At 62.1% G+C, this 21,207-nt stretch carries 25 protein-coding genes; 22 read left to right on the forward strand and 3 right to left on the reverse strand.

From position 1 onward, the window contains the following. Positions 1 to 78: 78 nt before the first annotated feature. The 3 genes from HBJ59_RS05495 to trxC all read left to right on the forward strand — a co-directional run bounded on the left by HBJ59_RS05495 (position 79) and on the right by trxC (position 2,049). Positions 79 to 354 carry a hypothetical protein gene (locus tag HBJ59_RS05495; protein WP_167662939.1) on the forward strand — a complete coding sequence of 92 codons (276 nt, stop codon included), beginning with the start codon at positions 79 to 81 and terminating at the stop codon, positions 352 to 354. Positions 355 to 386: 32 nt separating this feature from the next. Beyond that, positions 387 to 1,538, forward strand: a complete 1,152-nt coding sequence (locus HBJ59_RS05500; protein ID WP_167662940.1) for an MFS transporter — start codon at positions 387 to 389, stop codon at positions 1,536 to 1,538. A 76-nt stretch (positions 1,539 to 1,614) separates the two neighbouring features. Then, complete coding sequence (gene trxC / locus HBJ59_RS05505) at positions 1,615 to 2,049, forward strand: thioredoxin TrxC (protein WP_076015482.1); 435 nt, start codon at positions 1,615 to 1,617, stop codon at positions 2,047 to 2,049. On the opposite strand, the gene HBJ59_RS05510 is transcribed toward trxC, so the two are convergent. After that, positions 2,037 to 2,285, reverse strand: coding sequence for a DUF6124 family protein (locus HBJ59_RS05510; RefSeq protein WP_167662941.1), 249 nt, complete (start codon positions 2,283 to 2,285; stop codon positions 2,037 to 2,039). The genes trxC and HBJ59_RS05510 overlap by 13 nt on opposite strands. A 429-nt stretch (positions 2,286 to 2,714) precedes the next feature. Next, positions 2,715 to 3,485 carry a ParA family protein gene (locus HBJ59_RS05515; RefSeq protein WP_003209397.1) on the reverse strand — a complete coding sequence of 257 codons (771 nt, stop codon included), beginning with the start codon at positions 3,483 to 3,485 and terminating at the stop codon, positions 2,715 to 2,717. 347 nt (positions 3,486 to 3,832) lie between these two features. Between HBJ59_RS05515 and HBJ59_RS05520 the strand changes: the two genes are divergently transcribed. The 19 genes from HBJ59_RS05520 (at position 3,833) to HBJ59_RS05610 (ending at position 20,101) form a co-directional block, all read left to right on the forward strand. Continuing rightward, positions 3,833 to 4,555 carry a beta-ketoacyl synthase chain length factor gene (locus HBJ59_RS05520; RefSeq protein ID WP_167662942.1) on the forward strand — a complete coding sequence of 241 codons (723 nt, stop codon included), beginning with the start codon at positions 3,833 to 3,835 and terminating at the stop codon, positions 4,553 to 4,555. Next, positions 4,531 to 5,343 (forward strand): 1-acyl-sn-glycerol-3-phosphate acyltransferase, encoded by an 813-nt coding sequence (locus tag HBJ59_RS05525; protein WP_076015479.1) that lies wholly within the window; start codon positions 4,531 to 4,533, stop codon positions 5,341 to 5,343. The genes HBJ59_RS05520 and HBJ59_RS05525 overlap by 25 nt, the downstream gene beginning before the upstream one ends. Beyond that, positions 5,321 to 5,590 carry a phosphopantetheine-binding protein gene (locus HBJ59_RS05530; RefSeq protein WP_076015478.1) on the forward strand — a complete coding sequence of 90 codons (270 nt, stop codon included), beginning with the start codon at positions 5,321 to 5,323 and terminating at the stop codon, positions 5,588 to 5,590. The genes HBJ59_RS05525 and HBJ59_RS05530 overlap by 23 nt, the downstream gene beginning before the upstream one ends. 9 nt (positions 5,591 to 5,599) lie before the next feature. After that, positions 5,600 to 5,854 carry an acyl carrier protein gene (locus HBJ59_RS05535; RefSeq protein ID WP_104501384.1) on the forward strand — a complete coding sequence of 85 codons (255 nt, stop codon included), beginning with the start codon at positions 5,600 to 5,602 and terminating at the stop codon, positions 5,852 to 5,854. Next, the gene (locus HBJ59_RS05540; protein ID WP_167662943.1) at positions 5,851 to 6,396 is read left to right on the forward strand and encodes a hypothetical protein; all 546 of its coding nucleotides are present in this window, start codon (positions 5,851 to 5,853) and stop codon (positions 6,394 to 6,396) included. The genes HBJ59_RS05535 and HBJ59_RS05540 overlap by 4 nt, the downstream gene beginning before the upstream one ends. Continuing rightward, positions 6,393 to 8,063, forward strand: a complete 1,671-nt coding sequence (locus HBJ59_RS05545; protein WP_167662944.1) for an acyl-CoA synthetase family protein — start codon at positions 6,393 to 6,395, stop codon at positions 8,061 to 8,063. The genes HBJ59_RS05540 and HBJ59_RS05545 overlap by 4 nt, the downstream gene beginning before the upstream one ends. Before the next feature lie 170 nt (positions 8,064 to 8,233). Further along, complete coding sequence (locus HBJ59_RS05550; protein WP_167662945.1) at positions 8,234 to 8,968, forward strand: glycosyltransferase family 2 protein; 735 nt, start codon at positions 8,234 to 8,236, stop codon at positions 8,966 to 8,968. Further along, positions 8,965 to 9,900, forward strand: coding sequence for a glycosyl transferase (locus tag HBJ59_RS05555; RefSeq protein ID WP_167662946.1), 936 nt, complete (start codon positions 8,965 to 8,967; stop codon positions 9,898 to 9,900). Before HBJ59_RS05550 ends, HBJ59_RS05555 begins: the two co-directional genes overlap by 4 nt. Continuing rightward, positions 9,884 to 11,425: a histidine ammonia-lyase gene (gene hutH, locus HBJ59_RS05560; RefSeq protein ID WP_167662947.1), complete on the forward strand. Its 1,542-nt coding sequence runs from the start codon at positions 9,884 to 9,886 to the stop codon at positions 11,423 to 11,425. The genes HBJ59_RS05555 and hutH overlap by 17 nt, the downstream gene beginning before the upstream one ends. After that, on the forward strand, positions 11,418 to 11,843 hold the full coding sequence (locus HBJ59_RS05565; RefSeq protein WP_167662948.1) for a thioesterase family protein: 426 nt from the start codon (positions 11,418 to 11,420) through the stop codon (positions 11,841 to 11,843). The genes hutH and HBJ59_RS05565 overlap by 8 nt, the downstream gene beginning before the upstream one ends. Beyond that, entirely contained in the window at positions 11,840 to 12,535 is a 696-nt protein-coding gene (locus HBJ59_RS05570; protein ID WP_167662949.1) for an outer membrane lipoprotein carrier protein LolA, read from the forward strand. The genes HBJ59_RS05565 and HBJ59_RS05570 overlap by 4 nt, the downstream gene beginning before the upstream one ends. Beyond that, positions 12,525 to 14,843: an MMPL family transporter gene (locus tag HBJ59_RS05575; protein WP_167662950.1), complete on the forward strand. Its 2,319-nt coding sequence runs from the start codon at positions 12,525 to 12,527 to the stop codon at positions 14,841 to 14,843. The genes HBJ59_RS05570 and HBJ59_RS05575 overlap by 11 nt, the downstream gene beginning before the upstream one ends. Next, complete coding sequence (locus HBJ59_RS05580) at positions 14,840 to 15,574, forward strand: class I SAM-dependent methyltransferase (protein ID WP_003209370.1); 735 nt, start codon at positions 14,840 to 14,842, stop codon at positions 15,572 to 15,574. Before HBJ59_RS05575 ends, HBJ59_RS05580 begins: the two co-directional genes overlap by 4 nt. Continuing rightward, positions 15,571 to 16,053, forward strand: a complete 483-nt coding sequence (locus HBJ59_RS05585) for a hypothetical protein (protein ID WP_167662951.1) — start codon at positions 15,571 to 15,573, stop codon at positions 16,051 to 16,053. The genes HBJ59_RS05580 and HBJ59_RS05585 overlap by 4 nt, the downstream gene beginning before the upstream one ends. Then, positions 16,050 to 17,216: a beta-ketoacyl-[acyl-carrier-protein] synthase family protein gene (locus tag HBJ59_RS05590; RefSeq protein ID WP_167662952.1), complete on the forward strand. Its 1,167-nt coding sequence runs from the start codon at positions 16,050 to 16,052 to the stop codon at positions 17,214 to 17,216. The genes HBJ59_RS05585 and HBJ59_RS05590 overlap by 4 nt, the downstream gene beginning before the upstream one ends. After that, on the forward strand, positions 17,213 to 17,674 hold the full coding sequence (locus HBJ59_RS05595) for a hotdog family protein (protein WP_167662953.1): 462 nt from the start codon (positions 17,213 to 17,215) through the stop codon (positions 17,672 to 17,674). Before HBJ59_RS05590 ends, HBJ59_RS05595 begins: the two co-directional genes overlap by 4 nt. Continuing rightward, complete coding sequence (fabG, locus tag HBJ59_RS05600; RefSeq protein WP_167662954.1) at positions 17,671 to 18,399, forward strand: 3-oxoacyl-ACP reductase FabG; 729 nt, start codon at positions 17,671 to 17,673, stop codon at positions 18,397 to 18,399. The genes HBJ59_RS05595 and fabG overlap by 4 nt, the downstream gene beginning before the upstream one ends. Next, positions 18,399 to 19,625, forward strand: a complete 1,227-nt coding sequence (locus HBJ59_RS05605) for a beta-ketoacyl-ACP synthase (protein ID WP_167662955.1) — start codon at positions 18,399 to 18,401, stop codon at positions 19,623 to 19,625. Before fabG ends, HBJ59_RS05605 begins: the two co-directional genes overlap by 1 nt. Positions 19,626 to 19,651: 26 nt before the next feature. After that, the gene (locus HBJ59_RS05610; protein WP_076015464.1) at positions 19,652 to 20,101 is read left to right on the forward strand and encodes a hypothetical protein; all 450 of its coding nucleotides are present in this window, start codon (positions 19,652 to 19,654) and stop codon (positions 20,099 to 20,101) included. A 160-nt stretch (positions 20,102 to 20,261) separates the two neighbouring features. On the opposite strand, the gene HBJ59_RS05615 is transcribed toward HBJ59_RS05610, so the two are convergent. After that, complete coding sequence (locus HBJ59_RS05615) at positions 20,262 to 21,155, reverse strand: LysR family transcriptional regulator (RefSeq protein WP_076015463.1); 894 nt, start codon at positions 21,153 to 21,155, stop codon at positions 20,262 to 20,264. Positions 21,156 to 21,207 lie beyond the last annotated feature (52 nt).

Raw genomic sequence — 21,207 nt, forward strand, 5'->3', positions numbered from 1 at the left:
TTAAACATCTCTTCGGCCTAGGGTTGGCCTGTTGCAATCACGCAACAAACCTAAGCAGATATAAAATGGAGGTGCGTCATGGGCGTCGATGTTCCAAACCTGGAATCGGTGTGCGATCACGCTACACCCGAGAAATATTCCGCTGTCCGTCTACACATGGACTTGTCCTTCCCTCACCACGACCTTTCCCAGGTCAATGCCTGGCTGGAAAAGCGGGCATGGAAGCCACTTGAGCTGTTTTTGGTTGAGCGATATCCACAGCACAAAGAAGTAATAGCGCTGTGGCTCGAAGGGAGCCAAGCCAGGGCCGAGGCGAATGAGCCTGTCGCCACTCTGCGCGCAGTGAATACGTAAGCAGTGGTACAGAGGAGCTGGAGCATCAGGCCGTGACCCCAGGCCTTAGGGTCGTGGTGGCCAGGACGCTGGTCAGTGCGGTTGTTTTCGACGCTCTTGTTCCTCTTTCTCCGTTAATCGCTCAGGACTTGAGTGTTTCTCCGGCATTCTTTCAAGGCATGCTCGGCTTGTGCCTGATGGCTTTCGCATTCAGCCAGTTGTTTTCAACGCCGTTGGTCAACCGACTGGGAACCAGCGTCAGCCTGGCCGGTGCATCGGTGCTGATCGCGCTGCTATGTGTCGCAGTGGCGTTATCAACAAGCGCTCTCATGCTATCGATCATCTTTACTTCCATGTTCATCGCCAACGCGGTGGCAGCAACCTCTTCACGCCTTTGGCTACTTCAGCGACTTGGGCAAACTACCTTCCAAAGCACAACGGCTTATCTCTTGGGTACGATTAGTATCCTTGCAGTGCTGAGCCCGCCGACTCTGCTGGCAGCAGCCTCGGTTTGGGGTTGGCGATGGGTATTTGGCGTACTCGGTTGCCTTCTTTTATTAATCTGCTTTGGACTTCTGGCCACATATGACGGCAAGGCGCCCGAACAAGGCCAACTGCCTGCAACCGAAACCCAATACCTGCTGTGGAGACGGCCGAAATTCATCTGCGGTTTACTGCTTGCACTCCTGATACAGAGCGCCTTCACACAGTTGAACCTCAGCAAGGCGTTTGCCCTGCAGGGAGTTTTTCATCTCTCACCACAAGCAACGGGCATGGCTCTTTCAGGCTGGGCAGCGCTGGTGGCGGCAGGTTTTTTCTTTTCAGGAAAAGCCGTCACACGATTCAGTGACGCCCAACGCCTGAATGCAGGAGTGGTCTCTCAGTGCCTCGCCGCGCTCTTGATGGTAGCGGCATGGCTACATGTCGATATCTACCTTTACCTGGCAGCTGCAGCAGCAACCAGTATTGCCTTCTGTATTTTGTTGCCCCTTGCGACCGGCTGGGCACTGGATATCGACGCGTCTCACCAAGCCAAAGCTTCTGCGGTTTTCGGATGCATCACTGTGGCCGGGGCAGGATTATTAACCTGGCTAGGGTCTCAATGGAATGCACCACTGCTTTTCACTCTGATGCTGGTGATTGGGGGTTGTGCTGTGGGCAACGTGTTTGCCTGCCAGCTGGCACGAAAGAAGATTGCACGCTGACGGCTTGTGTTGTTCCTTGATAAACCCCGACGGCGGCTCCAAATAGAACCCATTGGCCACTTTCACGGAGCCCAGCATGTCCGACTCTCTAGTAATCCCCTGCCCCCACTGCAACGGTCTCAATCGCATCCCCAACGAACGCCTGGGCGATGCGCCGAAGTGCGGGCGCTGCAAGCAACCGGTGCTGCTGAGCAAACCCTTTGAGCTGAAACAGGGCGATTACGCCAGCCAGATCAAGGGCGACCTGCCGTTGCTGGTGGATGTGTGGGCCGAATGGTGCGGGCCGTGCAAGTCGTTTGCGCCGGTGTTTGAGCAAGCCGCCGGGCAGTTGGCCGGGAAGTGCCGATTGGCCAAGCTCGATAGCGAGGCCAATCAGCAGTTATCCGCTCAGTTGGGGATTCGCTCGATTCCCAGCCTGATCCTGTTCAAGAATGGCCGGGAAGTGGCGCGTCAGAGCGGTGCGTTTCCGTTACAGCAGTTGATGAGCTGGCTGCGCAGTCAGGGCGTTTGAGGTAACGGGACACCCCGGTCCATCACTTGCCCCATCAGCATTACGCCCAATTCGCTCAATTGATGAATGGCCAACGCGACATCGCGCTGCTTGCCGGTGAGGTCATCGGAAAGGTCGAGCAAGAGGGTGGTGACTGAGGAGAAGGTTTCGTAGGAGTTGAGGATCAGGGTTTCGGTGGCTTGGCCGGGGCTGACTGTAAAAAGGTAAGACGGGGGATTTGGAGTAGCTTTAAACATGGTCGACATTCCTGATTGGAGCCGCCATCTGATCGCTACTAAACGAATTTGGGTGGCAGCTGTACGCAGGTTAGTAGACCGGGAAATGTCGAAGCCGGCGCGCCCGAAGACGCCCTACGCACAGCTACCATCAAGCACAGACTCAGCGTTTGAAAGATGAAGCTTATGCACTTAACGACAAACACTCGGGCTACTAAACCCGATCACTGAGAATTCAGCGACCGAGCAACCTTAGAGACGCCCATCCAGACGCACAAGCCGGCGGATTCTGGCGTAACTGTAGGCAACGGCGCAAGACGACAGGCTCTTTGTAGGAGCGAGCTTGCTCGCGAAGAACCCGAGAGCGCCGCGTTCATCCAGGCAGCCCGCGTTATCGTTGACGTCTTTCGCGAGCAAGCTCGCTCCTACAGGGGGCAAACGCCTGCTGGATCACGCGTTTTCCAGCAAGTTATGCAACTCCACAAACTGCTGTGTCAGCTTGTGCCGTGGGTCCAGGTGGATCAGCGGCATGTTCGCCTGGTGCGATTCACGCATGCGCACCGAGCTGGTCAGGTACACCGGCAGTACCGGCAACCCTTCGGCAATCAATTCATCCAGCATCTGCTGCGGCAGGCTCGCCCGGGCCTGGAATTGGTTGACCACGATCCCTTCCACTTCCAGCCCTTCGTTGTGGTCTTCCTTCAATTCTTCAATCTCTGCCAGCAGGCCATACAGCGCCTGCCGGGAGAAACTGTCGCAATCGAACGGGATCAACACACGATCAGCGGCAATCAGCGCTGAAACGGCATAGAAGTTCAACGCCGGTGGCGTATCCAGGTAGATCCGGTCGTAGTCTTCGCTCAGTTCATCCAGCAGCTTTCGCAGCTTGTTGATCTTGTGCTTGGCCTCAAGCTTGGGCTGCAAGTCCGCCAGTTCCGCCGTGGCGGTGATGACGTGCAGGTTGTCGAACGGGGTTTCGTAGATATCCACTTGGTTCTTCTTCGAAAACGGCCCGGAAGACAGGGTTTGCTTGAAGAAGTCGGCGATTCCCATGGGGATATCGTCGCCGGTCAGCCCGGTGAGGTACTGGGTTGAATTGGCTTGGGCATCGAGGTCCACCAACAGGGTTCGATAGCCTTCGCTGGCGCTGACCGCCGCCAGGTTGCAGGCAATGCTGGATTTGCCAACACCGCCTTTTTGATTGAACACCACGCGCCGCATGGAAAAACCTCCGTGTATCAATGAATGACCGAGTGTAGAGCGCAAAAGCGCCGGTTAGCTACCTCGTTTGTTCCTGTACTACAGCATCAGAGGCTCTATCTCGCACAACATTTTCCCGTCTGTCCGACAAAGCAGGAATTGCCTGACACCTGCTGCCCCACTTCCATGACGGACAATTCGTAATTCTTTCCAGCGAATTTGTAATCAGTCGTGAACAATTCTTTACCAAAGTTTGCTAGAACCCCGCAGCACCGGGATAATGCGCGCCATTCGGCGATTGCACCCTGTCCCGGTATTCGGGGCCAATGGCCGCACAAGGAAGCCCGCAGGGGCGGGATAACTTCTCAGTGATCAATTTCAACATCGCCCAATGGCGTGCCTGGGCTCCCGGGCTCGAAAGCGCGGACGACTGGCGCACCTGGTGCCAGCAGCCGACAGTGCTCCCCCGAAGCGACTCGGCCCCCGACGTGTCGTTCCTGCCGGCCATGCAGCGCCGACGCCTGAGCCGCCTGGCGCGCATGGCCTTCAGCGTGGGCTGGCCCTTGGCCGAAGGCCTGCAACAACTTCCGCTGGTGTTTGTCTCCCGTCACGGCGAAACGCCGCGCACCCTCGACATTCTCAGCGACCTGGCCAACGACGAGCCGCTGTCGCCGACCCAGTTCAGCCTGTCGGTGCACAACGCGGTGATTGGCCTGTGGTCGATCCTGCGCAATGAAACCAGCGAAATGACCGCCCTCGCCGCTGCCGGCGACGGCCTGGAACACGGCATGCTCGAAGCCGCCGCCCTGCTGAATGAAGGCGCACCGGCTGTGTTGCTGATCATTACCGAAGAGCAGCCGCCAGAGACCTACGCGCGCTGGATCGACGACGTGCCCTTCCCCTACGCCCTCGGCCTGCTGCTGACACCGGGCGACGAGTGGCAACTGGAACTGAATACAGCCGCTGTCCAACCCACCACCAAAGCCCAGTGGCCCCACGCCCTGAACCTGCTGCGCACCCTGCTGAACGAACAGGGCGCCTGCCAACATGCCTGGAAGAACCGAGTATGGAACTGGCAACGCAAGTCCTGACCGAAAAGCCTCGGAAGGCCTACTACTGGCGCCTGTTCGCCACTGCCACCGCCTTCGCCCTGTTTGGTCTGGGCGGCCTGTGCCTGCGCGTGCTGGTGTTCCCGCTGCTCAGTTGCCTGCCGGGTGACGCCAAACAGCATCAACGGCGTGCTCGCCACACCATCAGCTGCCTGTTCTGGCTGTTTATTCGCATGATGTATCGCCTGGGCATCCTGACCTACAGCGTCGAAGGCGCGGAAAAGCTCGGCCGCCCGGGCCAGATGATCATCGCCAACCACCCGTCGCTGGTGGACGTGGTGTTCCTGATCGCCCAGATGCGCCAGACCAACTGCGTGGTCAAGCAGAGCCTGTGGCAAAACCCGTTCACCCGCGGGCCGGTGCGCGACGCCGGCTACATCAGCAACGATGGCAGCGCCGACATGCTCGACGCCGCCGCCGATGCCCTGCGGGACGGCCAGACCCTGATCATTTTCCCGGAAGGCACCCGCACCTCACCGGGCCAGGCGCCGACCTTTCATCGCGGCGCCGCCGCCATTGCCCTGCGCGGTGCGAGCATCATCACTCCGGTGGTGATAACGGTAAGCCCCACCACCCTGACCAAGGCCGAACCCTGGTATCGCATCCCGAATCGTCGCTTTCACTTCAGTTTGCGCGTAGGTGCCGATATAGAACCACAGGCGTTTGCCGCACAAGGGCCCGCGCCCCAGGCTTCACGCAAGCTCAACGATTACCTGCACCAGTATTTTATTAAGGAGCTCGCCGAAGATGAGCAACCCACACAGCCTTGAGCACGACATAAAAAAGCTGATTATCGAGGCCCTGGGCCTGGAAGACATCAGCGAAAGCGACATCGGCGACGAGCAAACCCTGTTCGGCGAAGGCCTTGGCCTGGATTCAGTCGACGCCCTGGAGTTGGGCCTGGCGATCCAGAAAAAGTACGGCATCAAGATCGATGCCGACGCCAAGGACACCCGCAATCACTTCACCAACGTGGCCAGCCTCGCGGCGTTCGTCACGGCCCGACAGGCAGCTTGAGACCGTACCATGCAAACTCGTGACGATATTTTCAACACCTTGCGCGCCGCCCTGGTGGAACTGTTTGAACTGGAACCTGAACGCGTCACGCTTGACGCCAACCTGTACCAGGACCTGGAAATCGACAGCATTGATGCGGTGGACCTGATCGACCACATCAAGCGCCAGACCGGCAAGAAAATCGCTGCCGAAGAGTTCAAGGCCGTGCGCACCGTGAACGACGTGGTCGAGGCGGTGTACCGTCTGGTTCAACCGGCCGCATGAGCCGGCTGATCAGCCTTGGCCTGTTGCTGGCGGGGCTGCTGTACCCTTTTGCGGTGTACTACGGCACGGAGCACTTTGCCCCGTGGCAATTTGGCCTGCTGCTGGGCAGCCTGTGGCTGTTGCGCGCCATGACCGGCGCCAGGCGCCCGGGCAGCCGCTGGATGGCGGCGGCGATCATCGTCTTTTGCCTGTTGCTCGCCTGGTTCGACAACCCGCAGATGCTGCGCTGGTACCCGAGCCTGGTCAGCGCGTTCATGCTGGCGCTGTTCGGCCTGAGCCTGAAATACGGGCCGCCGATGGTCGAGCGCCTGGCCCGCATGACCGAGCCGCAACTGCCCGAAAAAGCAGTTGTGTACACGCGCAAGGTCACCGTGGTGTGGAGTGTGTTTTTTCTGTGTAACGGCCTGCTCGCCGCCGCCCTCACCCTGTGGGCGCCGCTGAGCTGGTGGACGTTGTACAACGGCATGATCGCCTACGGGCTGATGGGGCTGTTGTTTGCCGTGGAATGGCTGGTACGACAAAGGGTTCGAGGCCGCGTATGAATTGGTTGAATCTTGAGCACTTGCTGCTTGAGCCTGTAGGTCAGCGTTTGGTCACCACCGAACCTGCCCTGGATCACCCACAACTGTGGGAGAAGTCCCTGAGCCTGGCCGCCGGGTTGCAAGCCCGGGGCATCCAGCGCCTGGCGCTGCACCTTGAGGATGCCGGCTTGCTGGCGATCGCCCTGCTGGGTGCGTGGCGCGCCGGCGTCAGCGTGTTGTTGCCCGCCGACCTGCAACCACAAACGCGCCAACGCTGGGACGATGCCGTCGATGCCTGGCTGACCGAAGCCGGCGACTTGGACGCGCTGTATCAAGCGCCATTAGGCGCCGCGGCCCTGGACCTGGACGCCAGTTGCCTGAGCCTGTGCACCTCCGGCTCCAGCGGCGAGCCCAAGCGCATCGACAAAACCCTGCGCCAGATGGCCAACGAGGTCCAGGCGCTGGAAACCCTGTGGGGCGCCGACCTGGGCGAGGCCTGCATCATTGGCAGCGTCGCCACCCAGCATATCTATGGCTTGTTGTTCCGGGTGCTGTGGCCGTTGTGTGCGGGGCGTACCTTTGTGCGACAGCAGTTGGCATTCCCCGAAGACTTGCAGCGCGCCAGCCGTGAGCATTCGCAATTCGCCTGGGTCGCCAGCCCGGCATTGCTCAAGCGCATGGGCGACAACCTCGACTGGCCGGCGCTCACGCCGGTCAAGCGGGTGTTCTCCTCCGGCGGCGCCCTGCCCCTTGAAGCCGCCAGCAGCCTGCACCAACGCTTGCAGCAATGGCCGACGGAAATCCTCGGCAGCTCGGAAACCGGCGGCATCGCCTGGCGCGAGGGCGAACAACCGTGGCAGCCGTTTGCCGACGTGCAACTGAGCCAGGACGCCGAAGGGGCGCTGCGCATTGCCTCGCCGTACCTGCCCGCCGGCCATATCGAACAGACCGCCGACGCCGCCAACATCCACACCGACGGCCGCTTCGAATTGCTGGGCCGCCTGGACCGCATCGTCAAGCTGGAAGAAAAACGCATTTCCCTGCCAATGCTCGAACAAGCGCTGATGAACCATGCCTGGGTCGCCGAAACGCGCCTGGGTGTGGTGCAGGAAAACCGTGCTTCCCTTGGTGCTCTCGTCGTGCTCAGCGCTGAAGGTTTGCACGCCCTGCGCAACCAGGGCCGGCGCACCGTCACCCAAACCCTGCGCCAGCACTTGAGCCAACACTGCGAAGCCCTGGCCCTGCCCCGCCGCTGGCGCCTGCTGCGCCAATTGCCACTGAACACCCAAGGCAAGCTGCCCCAGGCCGACGTCGAAGCCCTGCTGCTGGCGCCCCGGCCGAAAGCGCCGGAAGTGTTGGAACAAGTCGAAACCAATGGTGAATGGACCCTGCAACTGGCGATCCCGCCGGACCTCGCCTACTTCAGCGGCCACTTCCCGCAAACCCCGGTGCTGCCGGGCGTGGTGCAGGTGGATTGGGCGCTGAACCTGGGCCAGCAACTGCTCAACCTGCCGGGGCAATTTGCCGGGATGGAAGTGCTGAAGTTCCAGCAACTGGTGCGCCCGGATGACCGGATCGAGCTGCACCTACGGTTCGATCAGGAGCGCGGCAAGTTGTACTTCGCTTACCGCAATGAGGCGGCAGCCTGCTCCAGTGGGCGCATTCTTTTGGAACTGGCGAGTGAATAAGCTTCTGTTGTGGCGAGGGAGCTTGCTCCCGCTGGAGTGCGCAGCACTCCCAACCCAGGCACTGTGGTTTATCAGGCAAATCGGTGTCGCCTGTATTGGGGCCGCTTCGCAGCCCAGCGGGAGCAAGCTCCCTCGCCACAAAAAGCGCTTCTGCCAATGGGGTGCCTGTTATGCATAAGCCCTGCGCCCTCATCCCGGTCTACAACCACGAAGCCGCCGTGCCCGCCGTGGTTCATACCGTGCTGGCCAGCGGCCTGCCATGCCTGTTGGTAGACGACGGCAGCAGCGCCGCCTGCGCCGCTGTCCTGGCGCAACTGGCAACCCTCGACAACGTGTCCCTGCTGACCCTGCCCACCAACCAGGGCAAAGGCGCGGCCGTCATGGCCGGCTTTCGCGAAGCCGCGCGCCTGGGCTTCACCCATGCCCTGCAAGTGGACGCCGACGGCCAGCACGACCTGCGGGAAGTCAGCACCTTCCTCGACGCCTCCCGCGCCCACCCGAATGCAGTGATCTGTGGCTACCCGGAATACGACGACAGCGTACCCAAGGGCCGCCTATACGCGCGCTACCTGACCCACGTGTGGGTATGGATCAATACCTTGTCGCTGCAAATCCGCGACTCCATGTGCGGCTTTCGCGTGTACCCACTGCCACCGACCCTGGCCTTGATGGACTCGGCCAACATCGGCAAACGCATGGATTTCGACTCCGACATCCTGGTGCGCCTCGCCTGGCGCAACCAGCCGATGCGCTGGTTGCCGACCAAGGTGCACTACCCCGCCGACGGCCTGTCGCACTTTCGCCTGTTCCACGACAACGCGCTGATTTCCTCGATGCACACCCGGCTGTTCTTCGGCATGTTGGTGCGCGCGCCGATGATCCTCTGGCGCCGGTGGCAGGCATGACCCAGGACACCAAGCACTGGGCTGACCGCGAAGAACGCGGCAGCTTCTGGCTGATGAAATTCACCGCCTTCGCCGCCAAGGTCCTCGGGCGCCGGCTGTTGAGCCCGCTGCTGTATGGCATCGTTCTGTACTTCTTCCTGTTCGGCCGCACGGCCCGCCAAAGCGCCTGGCAGTACCAGCAACGCCTGGCCGACTGGACCCAGCGCGACGACCTGCGCCCTACCCACAGAAAAGTCTTCGGACAGTTCATGGCGTTCGCCGATGCCTTGCTGGACAAGCTCGACGTATGGAACGGCAAGTTGCGCCTGGAGCAGATCGAAATCATCGACCCGGCTCAACTGCGCGGCCAACTGCGCAGCGAGCGCGGGCAGATGCTGGTCGGCGCGCACCTGGGCAACCTTGAAGTGTGCCGCGCCCTCGCTGAGCTGGGCGAAAAGGTCACGATGAACGTGCTGGTACACACCAAGCACGCCGAACGCTTCAACCGCATATTGGGCGAAGCCGGGGCGACCAATTTGCGCCTGATCCAGGTCAGCGAACTCGACCCGGCGGTGATGATGATGCTCAGCCAGCGCCTCGACGACGGCGAGTGGCTGGCGATTGCCGGCGACCGCGTACCGCTGCATGGCGGGCGTACGGTGCGCGTGGATTTTCTCGGCCATGACGCCGCCTTTCCACAAGGCCCATGGCTGCTGGCCGGCCTGCTGAAATGCCCGGTCAACCTGCTGATGTGCTTGAAGCATCAAGGCCGTTATCGCCTGATCATCGAGCCGTTCGCCCAGTTGATCGAATGGAAACGCAGCGATCGCCAGCAGGTGATCGCACAATGGACCGCCCGCTACGCCGAGCGCCTGGGCCAGTTCTGCCTGGAAGCGCCCCAACAATGGTTCAACTTTTACCCTTTCTGGAAGACCGATGACGACGCATCTTGAGCCGGTAACCTTCGGCGAACTCCCTTTGCGCATCGAAGACGTGCTGGCCCTGGCCAACCGTCACGCGCCGACTCAACTGCAAGCTGATGCCAAGTACCGCCAGCGTATCGCCAAGGGCGCGCAGTTCCTCGATTCGTTGCTGGACAAGGAAGGCGTGATCTACGGCGTCACCACCGGCTACGGCGACTCGTGCGTAGTGGCGGTGCCGCTGGAGCACGTCGAAGCGCTGCCGCGTCACCTCTACACGTTCCACGGCTGCGGCCTCGGCAAGTTACTGGACGCGCAAGCCACCCGCGCGGTGCTGGCGGCGCGGTTGCAGTCGCTGTGCCATGGCGTTTCCGGGGTACGCGTGGAGTTGCTGGAGCGCCTGCATGCGTTCCTGGAATTCGACGTACTGCCGCTGATTCCGGAAGAAGGCTCGGTGGGCGCCAGCGGTGATTTGACGCCGCTGTCCTATGTGGCTGCAACCCTGTCTGGCGAGCGCGAAGTGATGTTCCGTGGCGAACGTCGCCAGGCCGCCGACGTGCATCGCGAGCTGGGTTGGGCCCCGCTGGTTCTGCGCCCGAAAGAAGCCCTGGCCCTGATGAACGGCACTGCCGTGATGACCGGCCTCGCCTGCCTGGCCTTCGCCCGCGCCGACTACCTGCTGCAACTGGCCACGCGCATCACCGCGCTGAACGTGGTGGCGCTGCAAGGCAATCCTGAGCATTTCGACGAGCGCCTGTTTGCCGCCAAGCCGCACCCGGGGCAGATGCAGGTCGCCGCCTGGTTGCGCAAGGATTTGGCGATTGATGCACCGACCGCGCCGCTGCATCGCCTGCAAGACCGTTACTCGCTGCGCTGCGCGCCCCACGTCTTGGGCGTGTTGGCCGACAGCCTGAACTGGCTGCGTTCGTTCATCGAGATCGAACTCAACAGCGCTAACGACAACCCGATCATCGACGCGGAAGAAGAGCGCGTGCTGCACGGCGGCCACTTCTACGGCGGCCACATCGCGTTCGCCATGGACAGTCTCAAGACCCTGGTGGCCAACGTCGCCGACCTGCTGGACCGTCAGCTCGCACTGCTGGTGGACGTGCGCTACAACCACGGGCTGCCGAGCAATCTGTCGGGCGCGCCAGCCGAGCGGGCGATGATCAACCACGGCTTCAAGGCCGTGCAGATCGGCACCAGCGCCTGGACCGCCGAAGCCCTGAAAAACACCATGCCGGCCAGCGTGTTCTCGCGCTCCACAGAGTGCCACAACCAGGACAAAGTGAGCATGGGCACCATCGCCGCCCGCGATGCGATTCGTGTGCTGGAACTGACCGAACAAGTCGCTGCCGCCACCTTGCTCGCCGCCAACCAGGGCGTATGGCTGCGGGCCCAGGCTGAAGACGCGCGCCCGCTGCCCCCGGCACTGGCCGCCATGCACATCGAGTTGGCCAAAGACTTCCCGCCGGTCATCGAAGACCGCGCCCTGGAGGGCGAACTGCGCCTGTGCCTGAAGCGTATCGCCGAGCAACACTGGAGGCTGCATGCGTAGCCCCGGCGTGTTGCACTGCGACACTGAAATCCTCGTGCCGTTTTTCGACATCGACACCATGAACGTGGTGTGGCACGGGCACTACGTGAAGTACCTGGAAGTCGCCCGCTGCGCCTTGCTGGACAAGCTCGGCCACAACTACACGGCGATGCTGGAAGCGGGCTACGCCTGGCCGGTAATCGACATGCAGTTGCGCTATGTACGCGGTGCGACCTTCGGCCAGACCCTCAACGTGCGCGCCAGCCTGGTGGAGTGGGAGAACCGTTTGAAGGTCAATTACCTGATCAGCGACAAGGCCACGGGCGAGCGCCTGACCCGCGCCAGCACCGTGCAAGTGGCGGTGGAAATTGCCAGTCGCGAAATGCAGTTGGCATCGCCAAAGGTGTTTGTGGATGCAGTCGAGAGGGCCCTGCAATGACCTCCCCTGTAGGAGCGAGCTTGCTCGCGAAAAACGTCAACGATAACGCAGGCCGCCTGACACCCCGCGGCGCCCTCTGGTTCTTCGCGAGCAAGCTCGCTCCTACAAGGGTCGCGTTGATGCTGTTTTTAGGCATTCCAGGCCTGGCCCAGGCTTTCGACCTGCAACAACTCAGCGATCAGCTTGCAAAGCCAACGGTGATCCACGGCAACTTCATCCAGGAAAAACACCTGCGCGCCCTGCCGCAACCGCTGACCAGCAAGGGCACCTTCGTCCTGGCCAAGGACCACGGCTTGCTTTGGCTGCTGAAAACCCCGCTGCAACAGGACTACCGCATCAGCGCCACCGGCATCGCCCGGCGTGATGCCAACGGCTGGCAGTTGCTGCCGAACAAGAGCGCCGGAGCCGAACAAAATCGTTTGTTCCTCGCGGTATTGCAGGGCGACAGCAGCGGCTTGCAGCGTGACTTCGAACTGCAACTGCAAGGCGAAGCCACCCAGTGGAAACTCACGTTGATCCCGCGCTCTCTGCTGCTCAAGCAGGTGTTCAACCAGATCAATATCGACGGCGGCGAGCGGGTGCAAAAAATCGAGCTGCTGGAAACCCAGGGCGACAGCACCGTACTGCGCATGCAGGACAGCACCAGCAGCCAGCCCCTGAGCGACGCGGAGCAACACGACTTTGCCGAGTGAACGCTGGTTGCCGCGCCTGTTCCTGATCCTGCTGGTGGCCGTGTTGGCCCTGGCGGGTTGGCAATGGCGCCATGGCGCGCCGCTGTCGGCGAACCTGATGGAACTGGTGCCCGGCACTGCACCCGATGCGCTGGAGCTGCGCGCCGAACAGCGCATGCAGGAACCACTGAACCGCGAAATGCTGGTGCTGGTGGGGCATGCCGATCGGCAAAAAGCCGTGGCCATGGCGACGCAATTGGGCGAAGCCTGGCAAGCCAGCGGCCTGTTTGAGAAGGTCCAGTGGAACCTGCAAGCGGACCTGCCGGCCCTGCGTCAGCAGCTGCTGCAAGGCCGGCTGGCGATGCTCTCGGCCAAGGATCGCGAGCAACTGATCGACGAGCCCCAAGCGTTTATTCAGCAGCGGGTTCAGGCGCTGTTCGACCCATTCACCGGCTTCAGCCTGGTGCCGAGCCAGGACGATTGGCTGGGCCTCACCGGGCGCATCCAGAACAGCCAGCCGCAGCACGGTTCGGTGCAGCTGGATATCGGCAGCGGCGCGTTGATCGCCGACGCCGACGGCAAAAGCTGGGTGCTGCTGCGGGCGCGCACCACGGGCAATGCCTTCGACATGAAACTGCCGCTGCAAGTGGCTGAATTACTCAAGGCCAGCCGCGAGCAGGCCGACCAGCAAGGCGCGCAATTGCTCGCCGCCAGCGGCCTGTTGTACGCGGCCAACGGTCAGCAACAGGCGACGCGGGAAATCACTTGGGTCGGCGGCGGCGCGACTGCCGGGATCCTGTTATTGCTGCTGTTGGCGTTCCGCCGCTGGCGTGTGCTGTTGGCGTTTGTGCCGGTGCTGGTGGGCATGTTGTTTGGTGCGGTGGCCTGTGTGGCGCTGTTCGGGCATATGCATGTGATCACGTTGGTGCTGGGCTCGAGCCTGATCGGCGTGGCGGTGGATTACCCGCTGCATTACCTGTCCAAGAGCTGGAGCATGAGCCCTTGGCGCAGCTGGCCAGCCTTGCGCCTGACCTTGCCGGGCCTGAGCCTGAGCCTGGCCACCAGTTGCATCGGTTACCTGGCCCTGGCCTGGACGCCGTTCCCGGCGCTGACGCAAATCGCGGTGTTCTCTGCCGCCGGCCTGGTGGGCGCCTATCTGTCCGCCGTATGCCTGCTGCCGGCCTTGCTCAAGGGCGTCGAACTGCGCCCGGCCCAATGGCCGCTGCGCATTGCCGAGTTCCTGCTGAGCGTGCGCGAGTCGCTGCTTAAGCGCCTGCCAAGTCCGGTGTTATTGGTACTGGTATTGGTGTTTTGCGCCGGTGGGCTGTGGCACCTGAACAGCAAAAACGATATCCGCCAATGGATCGGTGCACCGCCGCAGTTGCTGCAGGAAGCCCAGGCCGTCGCGCGAATTACCGGGTTCCAGCCCACCAGCCAGTTCTTCCTGGTGCGGGCGGACAACCAGCCGCAATTGCTGGAGCGCCAGGCCGCGCTGAGTCAGCGTCTGGATCAGTTAGTGAACATGGACAAGCTCCAGGGTTACCTGGCGCTCAATCAGTTGGTCAGCGCGCCAGCCGAGCAACAACAACTGCGTGAAGCCCTGAACCAACTGCCGCAGTACTGGCAGCCATTGCTGGACCTCGGCGTGCCCGCCGCCGCACTGCAAGCCGAGCTGGCCCAGTTGCAGGCACTGCCCACCGAAGACATCGATGCCGCGCTGGTCGGCCCGCTGGCTGAGCCGTGGCGCACACTGTGGCTGGGGAATGTCGACGGTGGCGTGGCAGCGATGGTGAGCCTGCAAGGTTTGAACAACCCGGCCTTGCTGCGGGTACAGGCCCTGGATTTACCCGGTGTACAGCTGGTGGATCGCCTGGGCGACTTGAACCAGGTGTTTGCCGCGACGCAAATCAGCGCCGCCGAATTGAAGTTGATGTCGTGCGTGTTGATCGTACTGTTGCTGATCCTTCCGTTCGGCTTCGGCGGTGCCCTGCGCATCGTCGCCCTGCCGCTGCTGGCGGCGCTGTGCAGCCTGGCCAGCCTCGGTTGGCTGGGGCAGCCGCTGACGTTGTTCAGCCTGTTCGGCCTGCTGCTGGTGACCGCGATCAGCGTCGACTACGCGATCCTGATGCGTGAACAAATTGGCGGCGCCGCGGTGAGCCTGTTGGGCACACTGTTGGCGGCCGTGACTACTTGGCTATCGTTCGGCCTGCTGGCCATTTCCAGCACGCCGGCGGTGAGTAATTTTGGGCTATCGGTAAGCTTGGGGCTGGCATTCAGCTTCATGCTGGCACCGTGGGCCGCCCCGTCCGGGACAAGGAAGAAACGATGAGCAGCCAATACCTCAGCAAGAACTACGTCGAAGAAACCAAATTCGGCTTCTGGTTCCTGCGCAGCCACACCTGGCAGCACCACGTGCTGCGCGTGGCAATCAACGACCTGCGCAGCCTGTTCAGCGACCCGCTGCCGGTTGCCCCGGTGCTGCTGGACGCCGGCTGTGGCCAGGGCAAGTCGTTCCAGTATTTGCAGCAGGTGTTCGCCCCCGAACGCCTGATCGGTCTGGATGCTGACCCACACAGCCTCGACCTGAGCCGCGCCGAAGCCGCACGCCAAGGTATCGCCATCGAGTTGATCGGCAGCGATTGCGCGACCCTCGACGTGGCCGACGCCAGTGTCGATGTGCTGTTCTGTCACCAGACTTTCCATCACTTGGTAGAACAACATCGCGCCCTGAAAGAGTTCTATCGCGTACTCAAGCCGGGCGGCTATCTGCTGTTTGCCGAATCCACCGAGGCCTATATCGACACCTGGGTAATTCGCTGGCTGTTCCGTCACCCGATGCATGTGCAGAAAAGCGCAGAAGAGTACCTTGAGATGATTCGCGAGCAGGGCTTTGAATTCGGCCCGCAGAACGTTTCATACCCGTACCTGTGGTGGAGCCGCGCCACTGATTTCGGCCTGCTTGAGCGCTGGGGCCTGCGCCAGCCAAAACCGGCCGGCCAGCGCGAAGAAACCCTGGTCAACGTGGTTGCCCGCAAACCTCTGGCGAGCGCTGAAACATGATCCGAATGCTGTTGATCGGCTGCCTGTTGCTGCTGAGCGCCTGCGCCAGCCAGCCGCCGCTGCCGTCGAAAAACCCGGTGCTGAGCCTGCCGTTGCAACTGCATGTGCAGCGCGAACAGGATGGCCAGCGCCAGGACTGGCTGCTGGTGATGCAACGCGAAGGCGGCGGGATTCGCTGGTCGATGATGGACCCGCTGGGCATTCCCCAGGCGCGGCAGAAGTTGATCAACGGTGCCTGGCAGGCCGACGGTCTGCTGCCGCCCAATCCCCAGGCGCGAGAGTTGTTTGCCGCGCTGTTGTTCGCCCTCACCTCGGCGGATGAAGTCTCCAAGCTGTACCCCGGCACCCAGGAAATGGACTTGATCCGCACCCTGCCGTCCCGCTGGAAGATCACCTATCACTCCTCCCTGGTGTTTCGCGTGGACGTGATCGGGCAACACCTGACCTACCGCATCTCGCCGCTTGAGGCCACCCGATGACCGCCTACCTCAATGCCCTCGGCGTGATCTGCGCCCTGGGCCGCGACAAGCGCGAAGTCAGCCGCAACCTGTTTGCCGGCGACTGTTCCGGCATGCGCGCCGAAAGCGGCTGGGTGCCGGAGCGTGTGTTGCCGGTGGCGGGCGTGCACGGTGAACTCGCGGCGATCCCGCCCGGGCTGGAATCGCACCACAGCCGTAATAATCAGTTGCTGCTGGAAGCGGCGTTGCAGATTGACGACGAGATCCGGCAAGCGATCCAGACGTTCGGTGCGTCGCGCATTGGCATCGTGCTCGGCACCAGCACCTCGGGCATTGATGAAGCCAGTCGTGGCATCGCCCACTACCTGCGGGAAAAAAACTTCCCCGGCGACTACGACTACCTGCAACAGGAACTCGGCGCGCCGGCCAATTTCCTCGCCGACTGGCTGCAACTGAGCGGCCCGGCCTACGTGATTTCCACCGCCTGCACCTCCAGCGCGCGGGCGCTGATGAGTGCCCAACGCCTGTTGGACCTGGGCGTGTGTGATGCGGTGATTTGCGGTGGCGTCGACACCCTGTGCAAGCTGACTCTCAATGGTTTTTCGTCCCTGGAAGCCGTGTCGGCACAGCGCTGCAATCCGTTCTCGGCGAACCGCAACGGCATCAATATCGGCGAAGCTGCGGTGCTGTTCCTGATGAGCAAAACTCCGGCGCCGGTCGCGCTGTTGGGCAGTGGCGCCAGTTGCGATGCCCACCATATTTCTGCACCCGAACCCACCGGCAAGGGCGCCTTGCAAGCGATGCGCAAAGCCCTGGCCAGCGCAAAACTGACGCCAGGGCAGATCGGTTACCTGAACCTGCACGGCACCGCCACGCAGCACAATGACGCCATGGAAAGCCTGGCGGTCGCGGCCCTGTTCCCGGACGGCGTAGCCTGCTCGTCGACCAAACCCATGACCGGCCACACCCTGGGCGCCGCCGGCGCGCTGGAAGCCGCATTCTGCTGGCTGAGCCTCGCGGAAAGCGTGGTGCCGCCCCATGTCTGGGATGGCCAGGCCGACCCCGACCTGCCCGTATTGAAGTGGGCGCTGCCCGGCGACCCCCTGGAAAAACGCTGCCTGATGAGCAACTCGTTTGCCTTCGGCGGCAACAACGTCAGCCTGATTATCGGAGACGCCCCATGACCCATTGGCCGCTCGCCGAACTGCTGCCCCACGCCGGTGACATGATCCTGATCGATCAGGTCCTGAGCTTTGATGAAGAACAGATTCAGACCCGCCTGACGGTCACGCCCGGCGGTCTTTTCAACCGCGCCGACGGCAGCCTGCCCGCGTGGGTCGGCATTGAGTTGATGGCGCAAAGCGTCGCGGCCTACGCCGGTTGTCGCGCACGCCAGAAAGGTGAAGCCGTGGAATTGGGCTTCCTGCTGGGCACGCGCAAATTCGAGTGCAACGTCGAGCATTTCCCCGCAGGCGCCGAGTTGACCATCCACGGCCTGCGCTCTCTGGAAGACGACAACGGCATGGGTGTGTTCGAATGCCACCTCACCGGTGACGGTATCCAGGCGAGTGCACGCTTGAACGTATTTCGACCGCCCCAGGCGGCCAACTATTTAGATGAATCGAAGGACACCACGCCATGACTGAATCCGTACTGGTTACCGGCTCCAGCCGTGGCATCGGCCGCGCTATCGCATTGCGCCTGGCCCAGGCCGGGCACGACATCGTGCTGCATTGCCGCAGCGGGCGCGCCGAGGCGGATGCGGTGCAGGTCGAAATCGACGCCCTGGGGCGCAAGGCCCGGGTGTTGCAATTCGATGTGGCGGATCGCGCCAGTTGCAAAGAGATTCTGGAAGCCGACGTGGAAGCACATGGCGCCTATTACGGCGTGGTGCTCAATGCCGGGCTGACTCGCGATGGCGCGTTTCCTGCGCTGTCGGAAGACGATTGGGACGTAGTAATGCGTACCAACCTCGACGGGTTCTACAACGTGCTGCACCCGGTGATGATGCCGATGATTCGGCGCCGCGCCGCTGGGCGGATCGTGTGCATCACGTCAGTGTCCGGGTTGATCGGCAACCGTGGCCAGGTCAACTACAGTGCATCCAAGGCCGGTTTGATCGGCGCCGCCAAGGCCCTGGCCATCGAGCTCGGCAAACGCAAGATCACCGTCAACTGCGTGGCTCCCGGGCTGATCGACACCGCGATGCTCGATGAAAACGTACCGGTGGAAGAATTGATGAAAATGATCCCGGCCCAACGCATGGGCACCCCGGAAGAAGTCGCCGGGGCGGTGAATTTTTTGATGTCGGCGGAAGCCGGCTACATCACCCGCCAAGTGCTGGCCGTGAATGGAGGCCTGTGCTGATGAAGCGCGTGGTGGTCACCGGCATGGCCGGCGTTACGTCCCTGGGCTGCGATTGGGAAACCATCGCTGCCAACTTCCGCGCCAACCGCAGCGGCATTCGGCGCATGGACGAGTGGGAGCGCTTCACCGAACTGAACACGCGGCTGGCCGGGCCGATCGATGATTTCGTGGTGCCCGCCCACTGGACCCGCAAGCAACTGCGCAGCATGGGCCGGGTTTCGCGCCTGGCGGTATGGGCTGCGGAACAGGCGCTGAAAGACGCCGGCTTGCTGGGCGACGAGTCGATCAAGGACGGGCGTATGGGCGTTGCCTGCGGCTCGTCCACGGGTAGCACCGACGAGATCAAGGCCTTCGGCAATATGTTGCTGAACTCGGTGGCCGAGGGGCTGAACGCCAACTCCTACGTGCGCATGATGCCCCATACCACGGCGGCGAATATCAGCATCTTCTTCGGCCTCACCGGCCGACTGATCCCGACGTCCAGCGCCTGCACCAGCGGCAGCCAGGGCATCGGCTACGCCTATGAGGCCATCAAGTTCGGCCGCCTTCCGCTGATGTTGGCGGGTGGCGCTGAAGAGCTGTGCCCGACCGAAGCCATGGTGTTCGATGCGCTGTACGCCACCAGCCTGAAAAACGATGCGCCGCAAACCAGCCCGCGCCCCTATGACAGTGGCCGCGACGGCCTGGTGATCGGCGAAGGCGGCGGCATCCTGGTGCTCGAAGAACTGGAACACGCACTGGCCCGTGGCGCACACATCCACGCCGAAATCGTCGGTTTTGGCAGCAACGCCGACGGCCAGCACACCACACGCCCGGAGCAGACCACCATGCGCCGCGCCATGGAACTCGCCCTGGAAGATGCGGGGCTTTCGCCCGACGTCATCGGCTATGTGAACGGCCATGGCACCGCTACCGACCAGGGCGACATCGCCGAAACCCTGGCCACCAGCAGCCTGTTCGGCAGCCGCATGCCCATCAGTTCGCAGAAGAGTTTCCTCGGCCATACCCTGGGCGCATGCGGCGCATTGGAGTCGTGGTTCAGCATCGAAATGATGAACCGCAACCAATACGTGCACACGTTCAACCTCGACGAGGTCGACCCGCGCTGCGGCGAGTTGGACTACGTGCAAGGCGAGTTCCGCGAGCTGCACAACGACTACGTGATGAACAACAATTTTGCCTTTGGCGGCGTCAACACTTCGCTGATTTTCCGCCGCTGGGCGTGAGTTTTTTTACTGACTGGAGAAATGGAATGTCTTCCCTGCTACGCGCAACACTGGTCGCTTTGGCTCTGCTCACCACCGCTGGCTGCACCAATAAACCGGTGCTCAACACCCAGCACGACTTGCCGGCAAACCCGCAGGTCAACGAAGAAAAGATGAAGCAGACCATTATCGCGGCCTTGAACAAACGCGAATGGGTCGTACAGCGCCTGAGCCCGCGGTTGGTGCAGGCCGAGATCAACGTGCGCAACAAATTCCACGCTGAAATCGACATCCGCTACACCGCCACCAGCTACGCCATCACCTACCGCGACAGCCGCGACCTGGGCTACAAGGACGGCAAGATCCACCGAAACTACAACCGTTGGGTGAGCATGCTGGACCGGGACATCCTGGCGGCGTTGCGCACCAATGGTGTGAGTGACAACGGGTCGGCGGCGCAGTTGTTTCAGCAGACCGGGACTTCGAAGCAGAACTGAAACACCCGCTCCCTGTGGCGAGGGAGCTTGCTCCCGTTGGGGCGCGAAGCGCCCCTAAAACCTGCTATTGAGGGTTGTCTGGTAAAACTCAGTCGTCGGGTTTTGGGGCTGCTGCGCAGCCCAGCGGGAGCAAGCTCCCTCGCCACAGGTTATACGTCGGTCATACCAACGCTTTACGGGTCAGCAACTCGACAAACGCCTTGGCCATAGGCGTTTGCTGGCCCTTACGCTGCACCAGCCACACCGCCGTCACCGCTTCCTGGTCCAACAGCGTGCGATACACCACGCCATCAATGCGTATCCGCTGATACGACGCCGGCAACACCGAGACACCCAACCCCGCTGCAACCAGGCCAATAATGGTCATCGCCTCCCCGGCCTCCTGGGCGAAGTGCGGGCTGAAGCCGGCATCACGCGCCAGGTTCAGCAATTGGGCGTACAAGCCACTGCCGTAAGTCCGCGGGAAAAATACAAACGGCTCTTCAGCCAATTGCGCCAGGTGCAAACCACGCTCACTGCCCTCCACCAGCGGATGCCCGGCGTTCAGCACGGCCACCAAGGGCTCGCGCATCAGTTCCACGACACTCAGGGAATCAGGCAACGGCAACGGCCGCATCAGCCCCACCTGTATCGACTCATCCACCAGCGACTCGGCCACTTCCGTACTGCTCATCTCCTGCAAATTCAAATGCACCGCCGGGAACGCCTGGCGAAAGGCAAAGATCGCCTGTGGGATGCTGGAGTTGAACGGCGCGGAAGAGGTGAAGCCAATCTTCAACTCCCCCAGTTCACCTAACTGCGCCCGACGCGCCACGTCCGCCGCTTTATCCACCTGCGCCAGCACCAGACGCGCCTCTTGCAGGAACAACCGGCCCGCCTCACTCAGCTCGACCCGACGATTGGTACGCTCGAACAACCGCGCCCCAATCTCCTGCTCCAGCGCCTGGATCTGCTGGCTCAGCGGCGGCTGGGAGATGCCCAGCACCTGCGCGGCGCGGCCAAAGTGCAGCTCTTCAGCCACGGCGATGAAGTAACGCAGGTGGCGCAATTCCATGAAAACCTCATTAGGTCGTAAAAGCTCTTAAACAGGTCGAACAATATATTGG

The sequence above is a fragment of the Pseudomonas sp. AN3A02 genome (genome assembly GCF_011765255.1).
GTDB lineage: Bacteria > Pseudomonadota > Gammaproteobacteria > Pseudomonadales > Pseudomonadaceae > Aquipseudomonas.